Genomic DNA, 18419 nt, shown 5'->3' with positions numbered 1-18419 from the left:
CTATGTTAAAAAGCAGCGGCGTACTACTGCCTTAAATTTCTTTTACGCGCATAAAAACGGTCTGCGTCTGGTCCGCAAGGCCGTAAAAGGTTCCCTGCTCCACCGGGCAGTCGGCAGCATCGCGCCCTGTGGCAAAACGCAGGTAGCTTGCGTCCGTACGGCAGTCGCGCGTCGGGTCGAAGCCATGCCATGCGCCTTCGTAATAAATTTCTGCCCAGGCATGGGTTGCCCCCTCGCCAACGGTAAGCCCCATGCAGTAGCGTGCATGCCAGCCTGCAAGCCGCGCCAGCGCTATAAAAACGTGCGCGTAATCCTGGCACACGCCGCGCCCGCCAGCCAGGGCTTCCTCGGCCGTGGTATAAATGCCTGTTGCCCCGGGCTGATAGCGCAAAAGGCTGTGCACGGCGTGGCAAAGCGCGTCCAGCGCAGCAAGCGTTTTACCGCGAGCCATGGCGGAAGAAACCTGCGTCAATATTTTTCCGGGTTTTGTGCGAAAGCCGGCAAAACGCAGGCACGGATTAGGCGGCGGTGCGGGCTGCCCAGGTTCTTCCACGCGGGCAATGCCCCTGCTGCCATAACGCAGAACATTATGCTCGCTGCCGATGCTGCACCAGAACACGGTATTGCCAAAGCCGTCATTTTGCGGCGCAGGCAGCCTGCCGGGCATTATTTTAACGGTATAAGTTTCCAAATGCTGCCCGGCATCGTTTAACGGCACGCAGCGCAGTGCCAGCTGGTGCCCATGCACTGGCTGCGAATACTGCACAGTGGTTATAAAAGCAAAACGCAGGCGTTTCATCAGTATCACCCATCAGTCAGATATTTACAAGCAGCCCTTCTACCGCCGCTGTAAGCACCGGCGCAGGCGGCAGGTTTTCCGGGCTGCCTGCCAGGGAGTTAAGCAAAAACTGCATATTGTTTTCGTTTACGGCAAGCTGCGCCTTTTTTAAACGGCTGGCAAGGTGCCGAACTTCTTTCAGGCACTGCTCCTGCAGATACCCGAGCCGCAGAAAAATATCCACACGTTCAAGGCTTGCGCCCGATTTTATAATATTGCGGTTAATTTCTTCTTCGATATTTTCCTCGCACGAGCCGCGGAACGCCATAATATCGTCCAAAACCCATTGCAGCTCTACGGCAGGCCCGCTGCTTTTGGCGGCAAGTTCCATTGCCGTTACAGCCATCTGCACATAAGCCAGCGTATCGCTGGAAAGCGTTTCGCGCAGTACAATGGCATTATCATAAGCATGTGCCAGTGACGCGGCAACAGAATCTGCGTTTTCCGCATTAAAATAGTAGCTGCGGATAAAGGCAGCCGTGTTTTCATAATGGCAGGCAATGCCCATGCGGCGGCAGTAATCCTTGTAATCGGCTTCCGCGCCGTCAGTTTCCGCATCAAACATAATACGCGTTGCTTTTAAAGTTGTGTAAACCCTTTCCAGATAACGCCCCAGCCAGAACAGGCGGTTCGTCCTGCTTAATCCGATAGTACCCATGTATCCTTAAAGCCTCCTCCCTGCGAACTGTTAACAACAAAACTGTCCGGCTCACGGCTGAAACGTGTCAGCCCGCTGGGCCATACCTTCGTTTCCGCGCCAGTCAGCACAAACGCACGCAGGTCGGCCTTGCGCTCTGCCTGCACGCCGTTTTCCATCACCGGCAGGTCCTTAAAATCTATAACCTCCTGCGCTATAAAACGGCGCGGCTCGCGTTTAATCATGCCCGCAAGCTCCGCTAATTTTTCCTGCGTCAGCTCGCGCCCAAACACCACGCCATAACCGCCTGCTTCGGCAACGTCCTTAACAACAAGTTTATTAAGGTTTGCCAGCGTGTAGTCCAAATCTTCCTTATAAAACGGCAGGTAGGTCGGCGCATTGTGCAGCACCGGTTCTTCGCCAAGGTAATAACGTACCATTTTAGGCACAAAGTAGTAAATGCCCTTGTCATCTGCCGCACCGTTGCCTGGAGCATTGATAATTGCCACATTGCCTGTCCTGTAAGCGCCCATTACGCCGGGTATACCGATAAGGCTTTCGGGCAAAAAGGTTGTCGGGTCAAGATATTCATCGCTGATGCGGCGGTAAATCGCGCCGACGCGCTCCGCGCCCTTTTCACTGCGGTAATAAACCTTGTTGTCTTCAACAAACAGGTCGCCGCTTTCGGCAAGCACCGCACCGCTCAGTTCCGCCAGATAGCTGTGTTCAAAATAAGCTGCGTTGTAGCGCCCCGGCGTAAAAATAACATTAATGCCGCCTGTGTTTACATTGTTCATCACTTCGCGCAAAAGCGCGCCGTAGTTGCGGTTATCCACAATATTATGCTGGCGGAACGATTCCGGACTGCACCTGCGGCACAGCCTGCGCGCAATTAAAGGATACGAAGCGCCTGACGGTATGCGCAGGTTATCCTCCAGCACAAACCAGCTGCCGTCCCTGCCTTCCACCAGATCGATGCCGGAAATATGGCTGTAAATTCCTTTCGGCGGCGTAAACCCCTCGCAAACCGGCAGGTAGCCGGAGCCTGCAAAGGCAAAATCCTCCGGCACTACGCCGTCGCTGATAATTTTTTTATCGCCGTAAAGGTCTTTTAAAAACATGTTGAGCGCCATTACGCGCTGGCAAAGCCCCTTATCAAGCACGGCAAACTCCGCCGCCGGAATAACGCGCGGCAACGGGTCGAACGGGAAAAGGCGCTCTTTAAATTCGCCGTTTTTATAAATGCCAAACTTAACGCCGTAACGCGCCAGCTGGCGGTTAATAGTTTCCTGATGAGCTATAAGCTCCTGCATTACAAATCCCCCCACTCTAAAAATTTCATCAGCAGCTTTCTGAGCATATAAAACAAAAGAGGCACAGGAAACCAGTTACGGCTCCTTTGCCTCTTTTAACATATTATAATTGTTTTTGTATGTTTAGTCAATTATATGTGCGCCAATAAATTACATTTGGCTATTATTTGCATTTGATTTTACAGCTTAAATATAAAAGCTGCGCCAGCCCGGCACATTTTACTTTAGCCATACCCCTATGGGTATATCATTTTATTAGTGACGATATTTTAATTGATATTTATTTGCAGTAAATTATTGTTAATGTTATAATGAATAAAGCATTTAACAATTACTAAAAAGGAGTTGATTTTGTGTCCGATACTTTATCCGTATGTGGCCTTACAATCTGCCGCGGCAGCAAGCTGCGCACCATGCTGCCTGTACCCGGCACTGAAATAGAAATACCCTTGACAATTATAAACGGCGCTTTCGACGGCCCCACCCTTTTGGTAACGGCAGGCATTCACGGCGGTGAATACCCCGGCATTGCCGCCGCCATGGAGCTTGGCCGCAGCCTTGACCCGCAGGAAATTCACGGCAGCCTGATAATGCTTCATCCCGTTAATATACAGGGCTTTTGGGCACGCCAAGAATTTATCGTGCCGGAGGACGGCAAAAACTTAAACCGTGTGTTTCCCGGCAATCCTGACGGCACTTTATCCGAAAAAACCGCCGGTTTAATTAGCAGCAGTTTCTTCCCTCTGGCAGATTTTTATGTTGACCTGCACAGCGGCGATATTCACGAAAGCCTGCACCCCTATGTTTATTATCCCGGCCAGCCGACAGAGGAACTGGCGGCAAAAGCCCGCAGCGTTGCCAAGGTATTGAACGTGGAATATATGGTGCGTTCAATGGCAACGGGCGGAGCCTACAACTACGCAGCTTCCACCGGCCTTCCTTCGCTTTTAATTGAGCGCGGCGGCGCAGGGCTGTGCCTGCATGAAGACATAGAAGAATACAAGTCCGACCTGAAAAATATTATGCGCAAGCTGGGCCTTCTTAACGAACCGGTAAAACCGCGGCGCTATATACCGCGCGACGTAACGGATATTATTTACCTTGAAGCGCAGGAAACAGGCTGCTGGCTTCATCATATTCACAGCGGCGATTTTGTGGAAGAAGGACAGATTCTCGGCCGCACAACCGATTTATTCGGCGAAACGTTAACAACCTATTACGCAAAGCAAAGCGGCATTGTACTGTATGTATGCCCGGCGCTTTCCGCACCTCAGGGAACGGTACTGCTGGCTTACGGCAAAATACACAACGAAGATTAACCATAAAACGGCAAAAGAGAAGCACATCTGTTATGATATGCTTCTCTTTTTATTTTGCATGGTTATTTTACTGTAATAAGTTCGTAACTGCGCGTACCCATGCCGATTTTTTCTGCATGTTCAAGGCAGGCCTTCCATTCCGATTCCGGAGTAATGTTATGGAAATGGTCATGCTTGGCTGCTTCTTCCGGGTCGGCGGCAATATGCTCTGCCAAAATGGAGTTTTGCATTACCGGCGCGGCGTTTACCAAATCAGCACAGGCCTGGTCCAATGCAACGGGGTCAAACGAAGCCAGCATACCGATATCCGGCACAACCGGTGCATCGTTTTCAGCGTGGCAGTCGCAGTAAGGCGATACGTCTACAATCAGGCTGATATGGAAATGCGGCCTGCCTGCCAGAATTGCCCACGCATATTCGGCCATGCGTTTGTTAAGCATTTCCATGCTGGCACTAGCTTCCGGCGGATTAACGGCATCCATGGGGCATGCGCCGATGCAGCGTCCGCAGCCAACACATTTGTCCCAGTCGATGTGGGCTTTTTTGTTTTCAATAACCGGCGCGCCATGAGCGCAGATACGCTCGCAGGCATGGCAGCCGATACATTTGCTCTGGTCAACCTGCGGTTTGCCGTCATGGTGCATTTCCATTTTACCGGCACGCGAACCGCCGCCCATGCCGATATTTTTAATAGCTCCGCCAAAGCCTGCCGCCTCATGTCCTTTAAAATGGTTCAGGCTGATGATAATATCGGCATCCATCAGTGCTTTGCCGATTTTGGCCTCTTTTACAACTTCACCGCCGGGAACAGGAACATAAGCCTCGTCGGTACCCTTTAACCCGTCGGCAATAATTACGTGGCAGCCTGTGGAAAAGGGGCTGAACCCGTTTTCATAAGCTGCGGTAATATGCTCCAGCGCATGCTTGCGGCGGCCTACATACAAAGTGTTGCAGTCCGTTAAAAACGGCATGCCGCCGAATTCCTTTACAACATCGGCCACGGCCTTGGCATAGTTGGGGCGCAAATACGATACGTTGCCGGGTTCGCCGAAATGAATTTTAATGGCGGCAAACTTTTTGTTGAAATCAATATTGCCGATGCCGGCCGCTTTAATAAGTTTTGCCAGTTTCTGCGGCAGGCTCAGCCCTCCGTAGCCTGTACGCATGTCGGTAAAATAAACCTTTGCTTTCTCCATAATCATCCCTCCATAATTTTACGCTTAAATTAACGGCAACACCGTTTTTTCAAAATACTGCGCCATTTCTTCGGGCGGATTCTGCCAGTCATTTTTAATCCACCACATTAAAAGGCCTACAAACGAATAAGTTATATGGTTCAGCAGAAAATCTCCGGGCAGAAGGTTTTTGTGCTGAGGCAGCCCCGGCAGCAGATAATTATTTATGTATTCGCAAAAATAGTTTTTAAGGTATTTTAAAAACAAACTGCTCTCGCCAGTAAGCAGTGCCGATACGTTTTTGCGGCTGTCGCGCAGGTGGTAAAGAATATGTACCAGAATAATATGGTAGCCGCCGCCCGCCAGTGAAAAATCGTGAGTTTTTTCTGCTTCCAATGCTTTGGAAAACACATGTTGGAACAAATCATCACACAGTGCTTTTACCAAATCGTCACGCGTTTCAAAATGCGCATAAAAAGTGCTGCGCCCGATATTGGCTTTTTCAATTATTTCCTGCACGGTTATTTTATTATAGCTTTTTACCGCCAAAAGCTCAGTAAAGGCTTCAAAAATTGCCGCACGTGTTTTTTGCTGACGCCTGTCCATTATCTCACCCCGCACAAATTTAAAAAAATGTACATTAACGCACATCTGCGCCGATTTGTTTATTGCCCCGAGGCTTTACTGCTTACTATAATTATAACAGATGAACCGTTTTTTATCATACACTTTGTTTGTTAATTAAGGTAAAAAGGCAGTAAAATGGAGCTAACGCACAAAAAATTTTTAATAACCAGCCTGCCGTTTACAGCAGCTTCCGTATCCGTGCCGCTTATCGGCGCCGTTGATACCGCCATTGCGGGCGGGCTCGGCAGCTATCATTACATTAATTCCGTTGCGCTCGGTTCAGTCATTTTCAGCACAATTTTCTGGCTGTTTAACTTTCTCGGGCTCACGGCCTCCGGCTTTGCCTCGCAGTCACTGGGCAGCGGCAACAAGCAGGAGGAATTATGCGCATTTTTGCGCGGCAGCATTCTTGCCTGCGGCATAGGGCTTGTTATAATACTTTTGCAAAACCATATTTTTAACGCGGCTGTGCAGTTTTTTAACCCGCCTGCCGAAACGCTGGTTTTTATGCGCCTTTATTTTAACATTATTGTTTATACCGTACCTGCCGCCCTGTTTTACCAAACGGCGCAGGGCTGGCTGGCAGGCATTATGCAGGTGCGTTTTTCCGTTGCCGTGGGGCTTACGGCAAACATTGCCAACGCCCTGCTGGCATTTATACTGGTTTACGGCTGCGGCCTCGGCGTTGCCGGTGTGGCTGCGGCTTCTGCCCTTGCAAACATCCTGGCGGCAGTTCTTGCGCTGTACGGATTTTACAAAAGCAGGCCATGTTCTTTAAAAAGCATAAGCCCTGCACAGCTTTTCAGAGGGCAGGATTTTGCCAAACTGCTTAACTGCAGCGGGCATCTTGCTATCCGCACCCTGTGCATGCTGATAATGATTAATACCTTTATGTCGCAAAGCTCTGCCTTCGGCGGCGAAATTTTAGCGGCAAACTCCATTTTAATGCAAATTCAGTACGTTATGGGCGATATTTTTACAGGCTTTTCGCAGGCAGCGGCCATTTACGCCGGCATTGCCGCCGGTGAAGGCAACAAAAAACTCTTGCAAAGCACATTAAAAATCAGTGCCGTACAGTCGCTGGCAGCAGCCTTTTTGCAGACAGGTATTTACTTTGTATGGCGCGCTAAAATTGCCGGGCTTTTTACCGGCTTGCCGCAAATTCTTGCTGCCGTAAACAGATATGATATGTTTATCGTTTTCTTCCCGGTTTTATCGGCGCTGGGCATTGTTTATTACGGCGTTTTTAACGGTACGCTGCAAACAACGCCCATCTGCATTTCCATGCTGTTTACCGCCGCAAGTTACCTGCTTGCCAAAGCCGCGCTTGTGCCGGAATTAGGCAACAGCGGATTGTGGCTGGCCTTTCTGGTATTTTACGTTGCCCGCAGCGGATTTTTATTAATATTTGTGCCTTCGCTGCTGAAAAAATTTCCTTACCGCACATAAAAAATCCCTCTTTATCAGCCAAAGCCGGTAAAGAGGGTTATTTTACGCCAGTATTTCAAATAAGGCCGGGCAAAAAGATGTCCGTTTCGTACACATCAGGCTTGCCGAGATGGCGCGTAGGAACAAAACTGCCGTGGCAGTCGCTGCCGCCGCTGATAAGCATGCCTTCCGCACGGCAGTGCGTTAAAAGAAGCTGCGTGTCTTCCTCGCTGTGCCCGGAATGGTAACATTCAAAACCGTCAAAGGGTTCTTCAATCAATTCCACCAGAGTCTGCGCCAGCCCCGGCCCGTGGAAAGAGCTTGCCGCATGGGCGCACAGAGCAGAGCCGCCCGCACCGTGAATTGCCGCAATAACTTCGCTGATAGGCGGAAACTCCGGGAAGCCCAAATCGTTTTCAGCCGTAAAAATACGTTTAAAAAAATCGTTAACGCCGCTGCACAAGCCTTTGTCAATCAGGTAAGCCAGCGATTTCCATCCGCCGCGCCTACGGTCGTAAGTGTAATTTTGAAACTCTTTAAAATCAAGCGGCCAACCCTGTTTAATTAAAAGCTGAACGCTGTCGTCATCTTTTTTCTCCAACAGATAAGTATTATGCGCCAGCAGTTCCTGCAAAGGCTTATTTGCTGTATCAATGCCGTAACCCAAAATATGAAACGACATGCCATCCTTTGTGGAGCACACCTCTACGCCCGGAAGACATTTAATGCCATTGGCAGCAGCAATACGCATGGTTTCCGCCACATTGGCCGTGCTGTCGTGGTCCGTAACGGCAATAAGGCCAAGCCCTGCGGCCTGCGCGGCATTTACAAGTTCCTGCGGCGTCCATGTGCCGTCGGACGCCGTACTGTGAATATGCAAATCAACCTTTCTCATTTTCTCCCCCATGGTGATGGCAGCAATCCGCCTGCAGCGCTGCCTCTTCCTTAACCATGCTGCTTTTCAGGCAGCTTAAAATAAACAAGGCCGTTCCGGTAAGCACTATTGTGCCGCCCGGCGCAAGGTCTGCGTAATATGATACCGTCAGCCCGGCGCTGACCGTGATAATGCCATAAATAATGCCGCCGATAATGGTGCCCGCAAAGCTGCGTGCCGATTGCAGCGCACAGGCAACTGGTATGACCATCATAGCCGATACCAAAAGCAAACCGACAATACGCATGGAAAGCGCAACCGTCAGCGCCGTAAGCACCGCCAGCCATACATTAAGCTTACCCGCCGGCATCCCTGCCACGCGTGCGGAAGTTTCATCAAACGTAATATATTGCAGCGGGCGGTAAAATACCACCGTAAACGCGCAGGCAAACAGCCCCAGCACCGCCACCACCCATAAATCGCTTGTGCTGATGGTCATTAAACTGCCGAACAGGATACTGCTTAAATTAAAACCGCCCATACGGTTCATGCTGCTGAAAATTACCGCCAGCCCGATACCGCTGTAAAAAAAGATGGCCAGCACCATTTCGGAAAAAGTATTAAGCCTGCTGCGCACTTTTTCTATAACAAGCGCGCCCGCAACGGTTGCCAGTGCCGCACTTACCACCGGCTGCGCCCCTAAAAGCGCGCCGCCCGCCACGCCTGCAAAGGCAATATGCCCCAGCCCGTCGCCAATCATCGACTGACGGCGCAGCACCAGAAAGCTGCCTATCAGCGGGCAGATAACGGCTACAATCAGCCCGGCTATCCACGCCCTTTGCATAAATCCCGCAGAAAACATTTCCAACATTTCTCTTACCTCTATCTGTAAAAATAACCGTGCTTATGCCTGTGCACAAGCGCCTGGTGCACATCGCCCCAAAAGCAGATGTTATGGTCAAGGCACAGCGCGTTTTTGCAAACCTTTACCGCCAGCTCCAAATCGTGCGAAACCATAACTATCGTTACGCCCTGCCCGCGGTTGATTTCGCCAAGCATGGTATAAAGTTCTTCTTTGGCGTCAGGGTCAACGCCGGTTGCAGGTTCGTCAAGCAAAAGCAGCTGCGGACTGCGCACCATGGCCCTTGCCAAATACACGCGCTGCTGCTGGCCGCCGCTAAGTTCGCCTATTTTGCGGTGCGCCAGTTCTTTTAACGAAAACCGTTCTATAATATCGTCTACCGCGGCTTTGTCCTCATGCGTATAATGCTGGAACATACTGCCGCCGCTTAAACGCCCGAGCGATACCACTTCCCTTACGCTTATGGGAAACGCCCTGTGCTGGCGTGCCGGGTTCTGCGGCACATAACCTATTTTATCCCACGCCGTAAAGTTTTCCCTGTCCTGCCCAAAAATGGCAATGCGCCCCTGCGCAGGTTTTAAAATTCCAGCCAGCAGGCGAAGCAGCGTACTTTTACCTGCCCCGTTAGGGCCGATAACGGCAACAAAATCCCCCTGCTCAATTTTCAGCGACAAATCGTTTAAAATCCAGCCTTCACCATAGCTGTAACCAAGTTTTTCTATTTCAATAACCGTTTTCATTCTTCTTTACCGTTTAACGCAATTTCAAGGTTTTTAATATTGCGCTCCATAATTTTTAAATAATCATCACCGCTGCGGCGGCCTTCCCCGCTCAACCCCTCAATCGGGTCAAGCACAAGGGTGCGCGCGCCTGCTTCCGCGGCAATGCTTTCGGCAATGCGCGGGCTTACCAGTGTTTCAAAAAACACGTATTTAATATTTTCCGCATGCATAACGCCAACCAGTTTGTTCAGCGCCGCCGGAGAAGGCTCCGACTGCGGCGACAGCCCCATAATGGAAATCTGTTTCAAGCCGTAATCTGCTGCCAGATGCCCAAATGCCGCATGCGTGGTAACAAAAGTTTTTATCTGCGCGTTTTGCGTAACGGCAGCCATTTTCCTGTCCAGTTCTTTAAGGCGCTCAATGTAATCCGCCGCATTTTTTTCGTAAGCGGCAGCATTGGCCGGGTCTGCCTTTATAAAAGCATCGCGCACAGCCAGAACTTCGGTTTCCGCTTTGCGCGGGCTTAACCAGAAGTGCGGGTCGAGCCTGCTGTTTTGTTCCGCCATAAACGCTTTGCCGGCTTCAACTGGCAGCACGCCTTCATCCGCAACAGCATCCAGCGCAGGCTGTGCCCACGGTTCCACGCCGCCGTTATACACAAACACTTTTGCTTTGGCAAGGCGCGTTAAATCGCGTGCCGAAGGTTCCCAGTCGTGAGGCTCTATGCCGTCGCCAATCATTGTATAAACTTCCGCATGGCTGCCGCCGACTGCACGGGCAAACTCTGCCATGGGGTAAAAACTGGCCGCAACCGTAATTTTTTCGTCCGTAGTTTTGCCGTTGCCAGCACTGCCGCAGCCGGAAACAATAAACACCGCTGTTATTAACAGCAGCGCCCAAAAATTTTTCATACATAGCTCCTTTACAAAATCATAGTAATAATATAATTGCAAATAAATAATGTCAATCCTGTTTTTTCACTTTATCTTAATGTACACTTAACTGCAATAGGTGTATAATATTACTATCTTATTTTAACAGGAAGTGCTGAATATGCAAAAATTAAATTTATCCAAAAATGAAATTGCCGCTTTTGATATAGACGCACAGCAGACTTTTACGCCGCTGTGCCCGGATGAACTGCCCGTTGCCGGAGGCGACATGATTGCAGAAGAACTCAATGCCCAGGCAGCCTTTGCTTCCGTCCGCGTTGCCTCGCGCGATGCGCACAGCCCCAATGCCGTATGGATTGCCAAAAACGGGCACGCGCCGCTGACGCCGGTTACAGGTTACGAAAACTGCGATTTATACTGGCCCAGCCATGCCATAGTAGGCACGAAGGGCTTTGATTTTATTCCCGGGCTTGACCCAAAAGCCTACAGCTATCAGGTTTATAAAGGCATTGAACCTGCCATGCACCCTTACGGCGCCTGCTACCACGATTTAAAAGACACGCTTTCTACCGGCGTTATTGAATTTTTAAAGGCCCGCGGCATTAAAGCCGTTATCTGCGGCGGCCTTGCCACCGATTACTGCGTTAAAACAACGGCCTTGCAGCTGGCACGCGCCGGTTTTACGGTTATTCTTAATCTGGCTGCCTGCCGCGGCATTGCGCCCGATACCGTTGCCGCTGCCATTAAGGAAATGCAGGAACAGGGCATTATTATTGCCGAAAACAGCGCAGAACTTAAAAACCTGCTGTAATTATACCGGAACCTCCACAAATTCCGTGCTTACTTCTTCAAGCGTTACGGGGCGGTTCAGTGCAGCCGTCAGCCAGGCTTCAGCTTCCGCCTGCTGCTCCTGCTTCATGTACAGCAGAATCTTAACGCGCTCTCCGTACTGAGCTCCGTTCACCGTAAAAATGTTCTGATTGTAAAGCTTGTTCATAATGCGTCCGGCTTCGCCCGGAGGCGCGCTTAATGCAAAAACGGCCATCTCAACGCGGCGTGCAAGCCCGGCTTCTTCAACGGCATGCACAACGCTGTTAGTATATGCGCGCACTAATCCCCCGGCGCCAAGCTTAATGCCGCCAAAATAACGTGTTACCACGGCGGCTACGCCGGTAAGGCTTTTTTTGCGCAAAACCTCCAGCATGGGCACGCCGGCCGTTCCCGAAGGTTCGCCGTCGTCGCTCGACCTTTGCTGCATATCATTTATAATATAGGCAGAGCAGTTATGCGTAGCATCCCAAAATTCTTTTTTGATGCTTTTGATAAACTCCTGCGCTTCTGTTTCGCTGCCTACTTTTTTCAACGTACAGATAAAACGTGATTTTTCTATTACGATTTCCGTCCGGCAATCTTTTTGTATTGTCTGCATAACCTTCTCCTTTCCTAAATTATTATATCATATCCCGGCAGGCTTTTTATAAAGGCTTGCCCCTAAAATTGTGTTTAACTTTTACGGAGGTTGGCCGTGAGCCATTTAGTACCACTTATCAGCGACCTGGCCATGATTTTGACGCTGGCCGGGCTGGCAACAATTTTATGCAAAAAACTTAACCAGCCGCTTATTTTGGGCTATATGCTGGCAGGTTTTCTGGCCAGCCCGCACTTTTCGCTGCTGCCAAACGTTATCGACAGCGACAATATTACCGTATGGTCTGATATAGGCGTTATTTTCATACTGTTCGACCTTGGCCTTGATTACAATTTTAATAAAATAAAAAGCACAGCCAATACGGCCATTATAGCTGCCGTAACGGAATTTACCGGCATTGCCTGCCTTGGCTTTGCCTGTGCGCAGCTGCTGGGCTGGAGCCTTACCGACAGCATTTTTACCGGCTGCATGCTTACCATGAGTTCCACCGCCGTTGTAAGCAAAACGCTCGGCGAACTGAACCTTTTAAAACAGGCCTTTGCCCCCATTGCTTTTGGCATTCTGGTTCTGGAAGATATTTCCGGCATTATCATGATGGTAGTGCTTTCCACCGTTGCCGCCGCCGGAAGCGCCATTTCCCCGCTGTCCATGCTTGAAAGCATCGGGCTTTTGGTATTTTTCCTTATCATCTGCTTTATTATCGGCATTTATTTTCTGCCGACGTTTTTCAAAAAAACACGCCAGTATTTCAACGACGAAACACTGCTTATCGTTTCGCTCGGCTTATGCCTGAGCATGGTAGTGCTGGCTTCCAAAATGGGCTTTTCTTCGGCACTGGGCGCCTTTTTAATGGGCACTCTGCTCTCGGGAACGATTTACACGCGCCGCACCAAGGTTTTGCTTGAACCGGTAAAAAATTTGTTTTCCGGCATCTTCTTCGTATCCGTCGGCATGATGGTTGACCCTTCCGTAGTAAGCGGCAGCCTGTTTACAATTATTGCCCTGGCAATAACGCTCATTGTTGGCAAATGCATCTTTACCTCCCTCGGCGTTATGCTTTCCGGCCAGCCGCTTAAAACAAGCATGCGCTGCGGCTTTTCACTTACCCAGCTGGGCGAATTTGCGTTCATCGTTGCCAATATCGGCGCCAGCTACGGGCTGACAAGCAGCTTTTTGTACCCGGTATTCGTTACGGTTTCCGTACTCACCATCTTTTTAACGCCACACATCCTGCTCAGCACCGACAAGGTTTACCGCCGCTTTTTGCGCCGCCTGCCTAAAAAAACAGCCGTTATGCTTATTGAAGCGCACCGCGACAATAAAAATACCCGCCAGCAGTCGGACTGGAAAGACTTTTTGCAGCTTTATTTCACAAAAATCACCGTTTATACAGTCATTTTAATTTTCATTTCCTACATCGGCACCTACAATATTTTGCCGTACTGCCGCAGCGTTTTACAGCCGCCTTTCGGCGATTTATCGGCCGCTGCCGTGACACTGCTTTTCATGTCGCCGTTTTTGGCAGCACTGATGGTAAGCCGTTTGGGACGGCGCGATTTGATGGCCGGTTTATGGTTTAAAAAACGCAGCAACCGCCCGCTGATACTGGTTTTAATGTTTTTAAAAGCCGCAATCGGACTCTTTTTCATCATGCAGGTTTTCACAACCATGCTCGGGCTGCATATCATTATTGCCATTATCGCCGCACTGGTGCTGGCAAAATTCATTTACTCGTCCGATTATCTCATCGGCCGCTATTTGCAGATTGAATCGCAGTTTTTAATTAATTTAAATGCCGAAAACCTGGCTGCTGCCGCACAAAAACGTGCTTCGGCGCGGCACGGCATGTGGCTTGACGAACAGTTTTACACCTGCGCCTACGAAATACAACCGGGCTCGCCCTGGATTGGCTGGAGCATACGCCGCCTTGACGTACACCGCAACTATAAAATTTTTGTTATCGAAATCAGCAACCAGCACGGTTACCATCCGATTCCATCCGGGCATACCGTACTGCGCACCGGCGACAAACTGCTTATTACCGCGCCGCTGAATGTTCTGCAAACTTTTGACGCTGCAATAAAGAACATGGGGCTTGGGCTTGCCAAAATTACCGAAACGGTTACGCTGCACAAATTTCTGGAACACGAAAGCCAGGTACGCAAAGAGCACGACATGCTGCTGTGCTATGCCATGCCTGTAACATCGGCTTCGCCGCTTGCCAGAAGCACGCTGAAAAAAAGCGATACTCTTTCCAAGGGCAAATGGCTGGCGCTGGGGCTGGAGCGCGGCGATTATACCATATCCGACCCGGACGCTTCTTTTGTTATCAATAACGGCGATATTCTCTGGATTATCGGCAGCAGGCAGATGTTAAGCAGCCTGTTCCGCGATACAACGTTATAAAACCGCATAAAAATAACACCGCACAAGCGGTGTTATTTTTTTACCCTGATGGGTATTCAGTTAAAAGGTATATGTTGCCTGTACGTTAAAGCTTGCACCCTGGCGTTCACCGGCATAGCCGCGCATATTCAGGTCAAAGCTCCACGGGCTGTCTGCCGAAGGCTGATAATTTAACCCTGCTTCTGCCATATAGCTGCTGCCGCGTAAACTCTGTTCCGGCACCTCCATTCCCGCAGCACGCATCCCGGCACTGCCGTTAAACTCATATTCATACGCTAAGCCGTAATAAGTGCTGAACTTATTTTCTTTGTTGGCTGTAACCCTGGCGCCAATACGCAGGCGGTCACTGTTAATACTGTCAAACTCAAATTTATCATTGCCGACACTAAAATTATCTCCTTCCGTATAAGTATGGAAGAACTTTCCATACACATCAACACTGCTGTCATCACTAAGCTGTATAACCTGCCCTATGCCGATATGCGCTCCGTAATAAGCGCTGCTGCTGTCATAGCCGTATTCCGCACCGCTGCCGTCATGCAGGGCATTATCCATCTCAGATTTCAGCATGCCTGCGCGCAGGCTGCCTTCGGTATAAACGCCGTGCGCATTTTCATACCTTGCAGCAACACCGCCGCCATTATATACAAGGCTGCCGTCGCCGCGGAAAAACTCGTCGTTAAATTCATTGTAGGTACGGTAATTGCCGCTGCCGTTTTCGTAAAATACGCCCCAGGCAAACTCATCACCGCCGCTGAACTTATCGGCATTGCCTACACCGACAATCGTGCTCCAGCCGTTGATTTTAATATCGCTGTTCACATCGTATTTGCTGCGATTGCCCTGCACTGCCGCAAAAGTTTTAATGCCGTAGCTGTCATCACGGCCTAAAGCGTCCAGGCTGTCACTGATTAAATCCGTGCCCTGGTTTATAAACGCCGCTGCCACAGCTCTGTTTTCGGCAACCAGTTTTGTTTGTTTTGCCGCATGTATGCCGTTAATCTGGTAAACAAGGTCACCGTTTTCCACTTTCGCCTCGCCGTCACCCTCAACGGCAACACCTGCCGTAAAATTACCGGATTGTATTTTGCTGCTGCTCAGTTCATTATCATCGTTTTCAGCATGTATTAAAATCATACTGTCATTATCATTAATATCACTGGCATCATCAAAATGGATATGGCTGGCGTCAATTTCAGCATCCTTCAGGCTGCTGTTTTCGCCGTCGGTTATGTTCAGCACTTTGCCGTTATCCTGCCAGGCAACTTCCTTAAACACCACATTATTAAAACCGTCCACAGTTTTTACGCTGCCGTGCCAGCCGTTAATTACAAGCGTGTTGCCGCTGCCGCTGATTTTACCGCCGCTGCTCCCGCTGCTGCCTATGCCATGCAGTGCCGCGTTGCTGATATCGGCATTGCCGCTGACAATTACCATATTGTTATTCATAGTTGCAGTGGTATCACCGGTTTTAAATTCGGCATTAGCGCCATAAATATCGCCGTTGACCTTTGCACTGCCGCCTACAAACACAATATTGCCATTGGCTTCGCCCCGGACTGAAGCTGCATTATGGTTGCCCAATATATAACCGCCGGCAATACCTGCTTTTAATAAACCGCCTGTAACCGCAACCACATTATTATTTGCCGTTACAGATGTATTGGCGCTGTATGTTTGGGCAAAACCGCCTGCAACAGAATGAGCACCTCCTTCAAAGCTTAACTCAGAATTGCTGCCGCTTATGCTGACGATATTACCCGAAGCATCGGCATCATGCCCTTGTGCCTGCCCGCCGTAAACAGCAAATACAACTTTGCCGTTGTTTATAGTAACAACATTATTATCAGCCTTGGCCTCATTTTTGTTAAAACTGAGCCCTCCGTACAAGTTAAATGCGGCGCCTTCATTCATTTTAATTGTACCGCCGGAAGCATCGGCATCATTACGCACACCATAAACAGTTCCGTAAATATCGCCGGAGTTTACCTGAGCATATTTATCATTGGCCGTACCGTCTAAAATTTCTGCGCTTGCAGCCAGCACCGGCTGGGCAGCGCCTGACAAAAGCAATGACATTACGGATGCTGCCAGTAATTTTTTGCCGTTGTTATTTAAAAAGTATTTTGCTGATTTTCTCATGTTAAACCTCCATATAAAACAAAAAAAGACATTTCCTTCTTTTACTTTGAAGGAAATGTCTTAATTAAAAAATATGTCCGACTAAGTGTTTTATTAAATTGTAAAGCATCCTCTGCTTATGTTTTAATTATACCTTATATTTTTATAAAAAGCAAATTTTTTGCAATATTTTAAAAATTATATTTTTAAAAGCCGTTAAGTGTAAGCATTGTTACACTTATATTGCTGCCAAAACAGAGTAAATCCATTTATTTTTTTATAAAAAGTTTAATAAAATTATAATAGCCGTCCGTTTTCAGATAAAATCACGCAGTTTTTTCAAAGGCGCCCTATTTTGTTTTTAATATTTTTGTCGCAAAACTATAAAATTTTTTACAACTATTGCCATAAAAGGCGTCCAAGTATATAATATCTGTATAGTTATCCGAATAGTTTGAAAGGAGCAACAAATTTTATGGAAAAAATTTACGAAGGCAAAACAAAAACCGTTTTCAAACTTGAAAACGGCAACGTACTTTTAAAATTTAAAGATGACTGCACCGGTAAAGACGGTGTATTCGACCCGGGCGAAAACAGCATCGGCCTGACCATTGAAGGTATCGGCAAAGCTAACCTCGAAACCTCCATCCATTTCTTTGAAATTCTCAAAAAAGAAGGCGTAAAAACCCACTATGTAAGTGCTGATGTTGAAAACGCTACCATGGAAGTTCTTCCCTGCACCGTATTCGGCAAAGGCCTGGAAGTTATCTGCCGTTTGAAAGCAACCGGCAGCTTTATCCGCCGCTATGGCGATTACATTGCTGACGGCACCGCTATTGAAGGCGGCTATGTTGAAACCACTTTCAAAGATGATGCTAAAGGCGACCCGCTGGTTACCGAAGACGCACTTGTTGTACTCGGCATTATGGGTCACGAAGATTACAAGAGCCTGAAAGAACAGACCCTTAAAATTACCAAAATCGTTGCAGAAGACCTTGCTAAAATGGGCCTTGATCTGTACGACATTAAATTTGAATTTGGTTACCACAATGGCGAAGTTATCCTCATTGATGAAATTGCCAGCGGCAACATGCGCGTTTACAAAGACGGCAAATATGTTGACCCTGTAACCTTAACTTCCATTATTCTCGGCAAATAATTGAGTTAAAACTTAACGGCAGCTTTTTACGGCTGCCGTTTTTTATGCCTTACTGCAAAAATAAAGCCTGCACAATGCGTGCAGGCTTTTGTTGTTGGTTAAACTTGTTATCTTACGTTGTAGCGCAGTTCTTTTTCAATTACAGCGCCGGTTTCGGGGTTCAGCACCATTTCGCCGCGGAGTTCGGGAGTGGTGAATTTGAGTTCATATTCATACAGGCCGTCGTCCATATCGAGTTTTACTTTGTGGAAGCTGGCGTTGGGATATTCTTTGGTAACTACAGCCTGTGCGTCAGCCGCGCTCAGTACAATATTTCTGCTGCCAAGGATGGTGCGTGCTTCCATTTTATATTCTTTTACAGACTGGGTAAGTTTGCTGATTTCTACTTCGTAGGAAGTTGCGGTACCGTTGTCGAAGAATTTGAATTCATATTCATTGAAATCTTCTTTGGTAGCCACATGGGTTGCGCTTGCCGGTACAAGTTTTGCTGCCATGGACTGCGCATCCGCCGAGGTGAAGGCTGCTGCGAAAGCAGTTGCGGAAATGGTTAAGGTGGTGAGAGCTGCTGCTGCAAGAGCGGTTAATTTTTTGCCGGTTAATTTCAACATTGTTGTTT

17 protein-coding genes are annotated in these 18419 nt (G+C 48.7%); 5 read left to right on the top strand and 12 right to left on the bottom strand.

Translation table 11 applies throughout. The annotated features are described in order from the left end of the window. Positions 1-31: 31 nt before the first annotated feature. Genes M3079_RS03095 through M3079_RS03085 form a run of 3 tightly spaced genes read right to left on the bottom strand, consistent with a single transcriptional unit; the run spans position 32 to position 2788 of the window. The gene (locus tag M3079_RS03095; protein WP_249077180.1) at positions 32-799 is read right to left on the bottom strand and encodes a transglutaminase family protein; all 768 of its coding nucleotides are present in this window, start codon (positions 797-799) and stop codon (positions 32-34) included. A gap of 16 nt (positions 800-815) precedes the next feature. After that, a complete protein-coding gene (locus tag M3079_RS03090; protein ID WP_249077179.1) occupies positions 816-1496 on the bottom strand; it encodes an alpha-E domain-containing protein in 681 nt (226 codons plus the stop codon). Further along, positions 1478-2788 carry a circularly permuted type 2 ATP-grasp protein gene (locus tag M3079_RS03085; RefSeq protein ID WP_249077178.1) on the bottom strand — a complete coding sequence of 437 codons (1311 nt, stop codon included), beginning with the start codon at positions 2786-2788 and terminating at the stop codon, positions 1478-1480. Before M3079_RS03085 ends, M3079_RS03090 begins: the two co-directional genes overlap by 19 nt. A gap of 353 nt (positions 2789-3141) precedes the next feature. Here M3079_RS03085 and M3079_RS03080 point away from each other — a divergent pair, with 353 nt between their 5' ends. Further along, the gene (locus M3079_RS03080; protein ID WP_249077176.1) at positions 3142-4107 is read left to right on the top strand and encodes a M14 family metallopeptidase; all 966 of its coding nucleotides are present in this window, start codon (positions 3142-3144) and stop codon (positions 4105-4107) included. A 62-nt stretch (positions 4108-4169) separates the two neighbouring features. On the opposite strand, the gene M3079_RS03075 is transcribed toward M3079_RS03080, so the two are convergent. Together M3079_RS03075 and M3079_RS03070 are read right to left on the bottom strand one after the other, a co-directional pair. Beyond that, positions 4170-5303 (bottom strand): DUF362 domain-containing protein, encoded by a 1134-nt coding sequence (locus M3079_RS03075; protein ID WP_021715498.1) that lies wholly within the window; start codon positions 5301-5303, stop codon positions 4170-4172. A gap of 24 nt (positions 5304-5327) precedes the next feature. Next, complete coding sequence (locus M3079_RS03070) at positions 5328-5888, bottom strand: TetR/AcrR family transcriptional regulator (protein ID WP_249077174.1); 561 nt, start codon at positions 5886-5888, stop codon at positions 5328-5330. A 156-nt stretch (positions 5889-6044) separates the two neighbouring features. On the opposite strand from M3079_RS03070, the gene M3079_RS03065 reads away from it, so the two are divergent. After that, positions 6045-7358, top strand: a complete 1314-nt coding sequence (locus M3079_RS03065; protein ID WP_249077173.1) for an MATE family efflux transporter — start codon at positions 6045-6047, stop codon at positions 7356-7358. 55 nt (positions 7359-7413) lie between these two features. Here the strand turns inward: M3079_RS03065 and M3079_RS03060 are convergent, their stop codons facing one another. From M3079_RS03060 to M3079_RS03045, 4 genes are read right to left on the bottom strand one after another with little or no spacing between them, the layout of a single operon-like run. Beyond that, positions 7414-8232 carry a PHP domain-containing protein gene (locus M3079_RS03060; protein ID WP_249077171.1) on the bottom strand — a complete coding sequence of 273 codons (819 nt, stop codon included), beginning with the start codon at positions 8230-8232 and terminating at the stop codon, positions 7414-7416. Further along, complete coding sequence (locus M3079_RS03055) at positions 8219-9082, bottom strand: metal ABC transporter permease (protein ID WP_249077169.1); 864 nt, start codon at positions 9080-9082, stop codon at positions 8219-8221. The genes M3079_RS03060 and M3079_RS03055 overlap by 14 nt, the downstream gene beginning before the upstream one ends. Before the next feature lie 11 nt (positions 9083-9093). Then, positions 9094-9813: a metal ABC transporter ATP-binding protein gene (locus M3079_RS03050; protein WP_249077167.1), complete on the bottom strand. Its 720-nt coding sequence runs from the start codon at positions 9811-9813 to the stop codon at positions 9094-9096. After that, entirely contained in the window at positions 9810-10706 is an 897-nt protein-coding gene (locus M3079_RS03045) for a zinc ABC transporter substrate-binding protein (RefSeq protein ID WP_249077165.1), read from the bottom strand. Before M3079_RS03045 ends, M3079_RS03050 begins: the two co-directional genes overlap by 4 nt. A 142-nt stretch (positions 10707-10848) precedes the next feature. Between M3079_RS03045 and M3079_RS03040 the strand changes: the two genes are divergently transcribed. Next, positions 10849-11499 carry a nicotinamidase gene (locus M3079_RS03040; protein WP_249077163.1) on the top strand — a complete coding sequence of 217 codons (651 nt, stop codon included), beginning with the start codon at positions 10849-10851 and terminating at the stop codon, positions 11497-11499. Here the strand turns inward: M3079_RS03040 and M3079_RS03035 are convergent, their stop codons facing one another. Continuing rightward, positions 11500-12117: a YigZ family protein gene (locus tag M3079_RS03035; protein ID WP_249077161.1), complete on the bottom strand. Its 618-nt coding sequence runs from the start codon at positions 12115-12117 to the stop codon at positions 11500-11502. A 96-nt stretch (positions 12118-12213) separates the two neighbouring features. Between M3079_RS03035 and M3079_RS03030 the strand changes: the two genes are divergently transcribed. After that, complete coding sequence (locus tag M3079_RS03030; RefSeq protein ID WP_249077160.1) at positions 12214-14523, top strand: cation:proton antiporter; 2310 nt, start codon at positions 12214-12216, stop codon at positions 14521-14523. Between the two features lie 60 nt (positions 14524-14583). Here the strand turns inward: M3079_RS03030 and M3079_RS03025 are convergent, their stop codons facing one another. Further along, a complete protein-coding gene (locus M3079_RS03025; protein WP_249077159.1) occupies positions 14584-16665 on the bottom strand; it encodes a hypothetical protein in 2082 nt (693 codons plus the stop codon). Positions 16666-17119: 454 nt separating this feature from the next. Between M3079_RS03025 and M3079_RS03020 the strand changes: the two genes are divergently transcribed. Next, positions 17120-17803: a phosphoribosylaminoimidazolesuccinocarboxamide synthase gene (locus tag M3079_RS03020; RefSeq protein ID WP_249077157.1), complete on the top strand. Its 684-nt coding sequence runs from the start codon at positions 17120-17122 to the stop codon at positions 17801-17803. 107 nt (positions 17804-17910) lie between these two features. On the opposite strand, the gene M3079_RS03015 is transcribed toward M3079_RS03020, so the two are convergent. Beyond that, the gene (locus M3079_RS03015) at positions 17911-18411 is read right to left on the bottom strand and encodes a PepSY domain-containing protein (RefSeq protein ID WP_249077155.1); all 501 of its coding nucleotides are present in this window, start codon (positions 18409-18411) and stop codon (positions 17911-17913) included. Positions 18412-18419: the final 8 nt, after the last annotated feature.

It is taken from the genome of Phascolarctobacterium sp. ET69, from assembly GCF_023336935.1.
Classification (GTDB): domain Bacteria; phylum Bacillota; class Negativicutes; order Acidaminococcales; family Acidaminococcaceae; genus Fusicatenibacter_A; species Fusicatenibacter_A intestinipullorum.
This window is presented reverse-complemented; position numbering and strand designations above follow the sequence as displayed.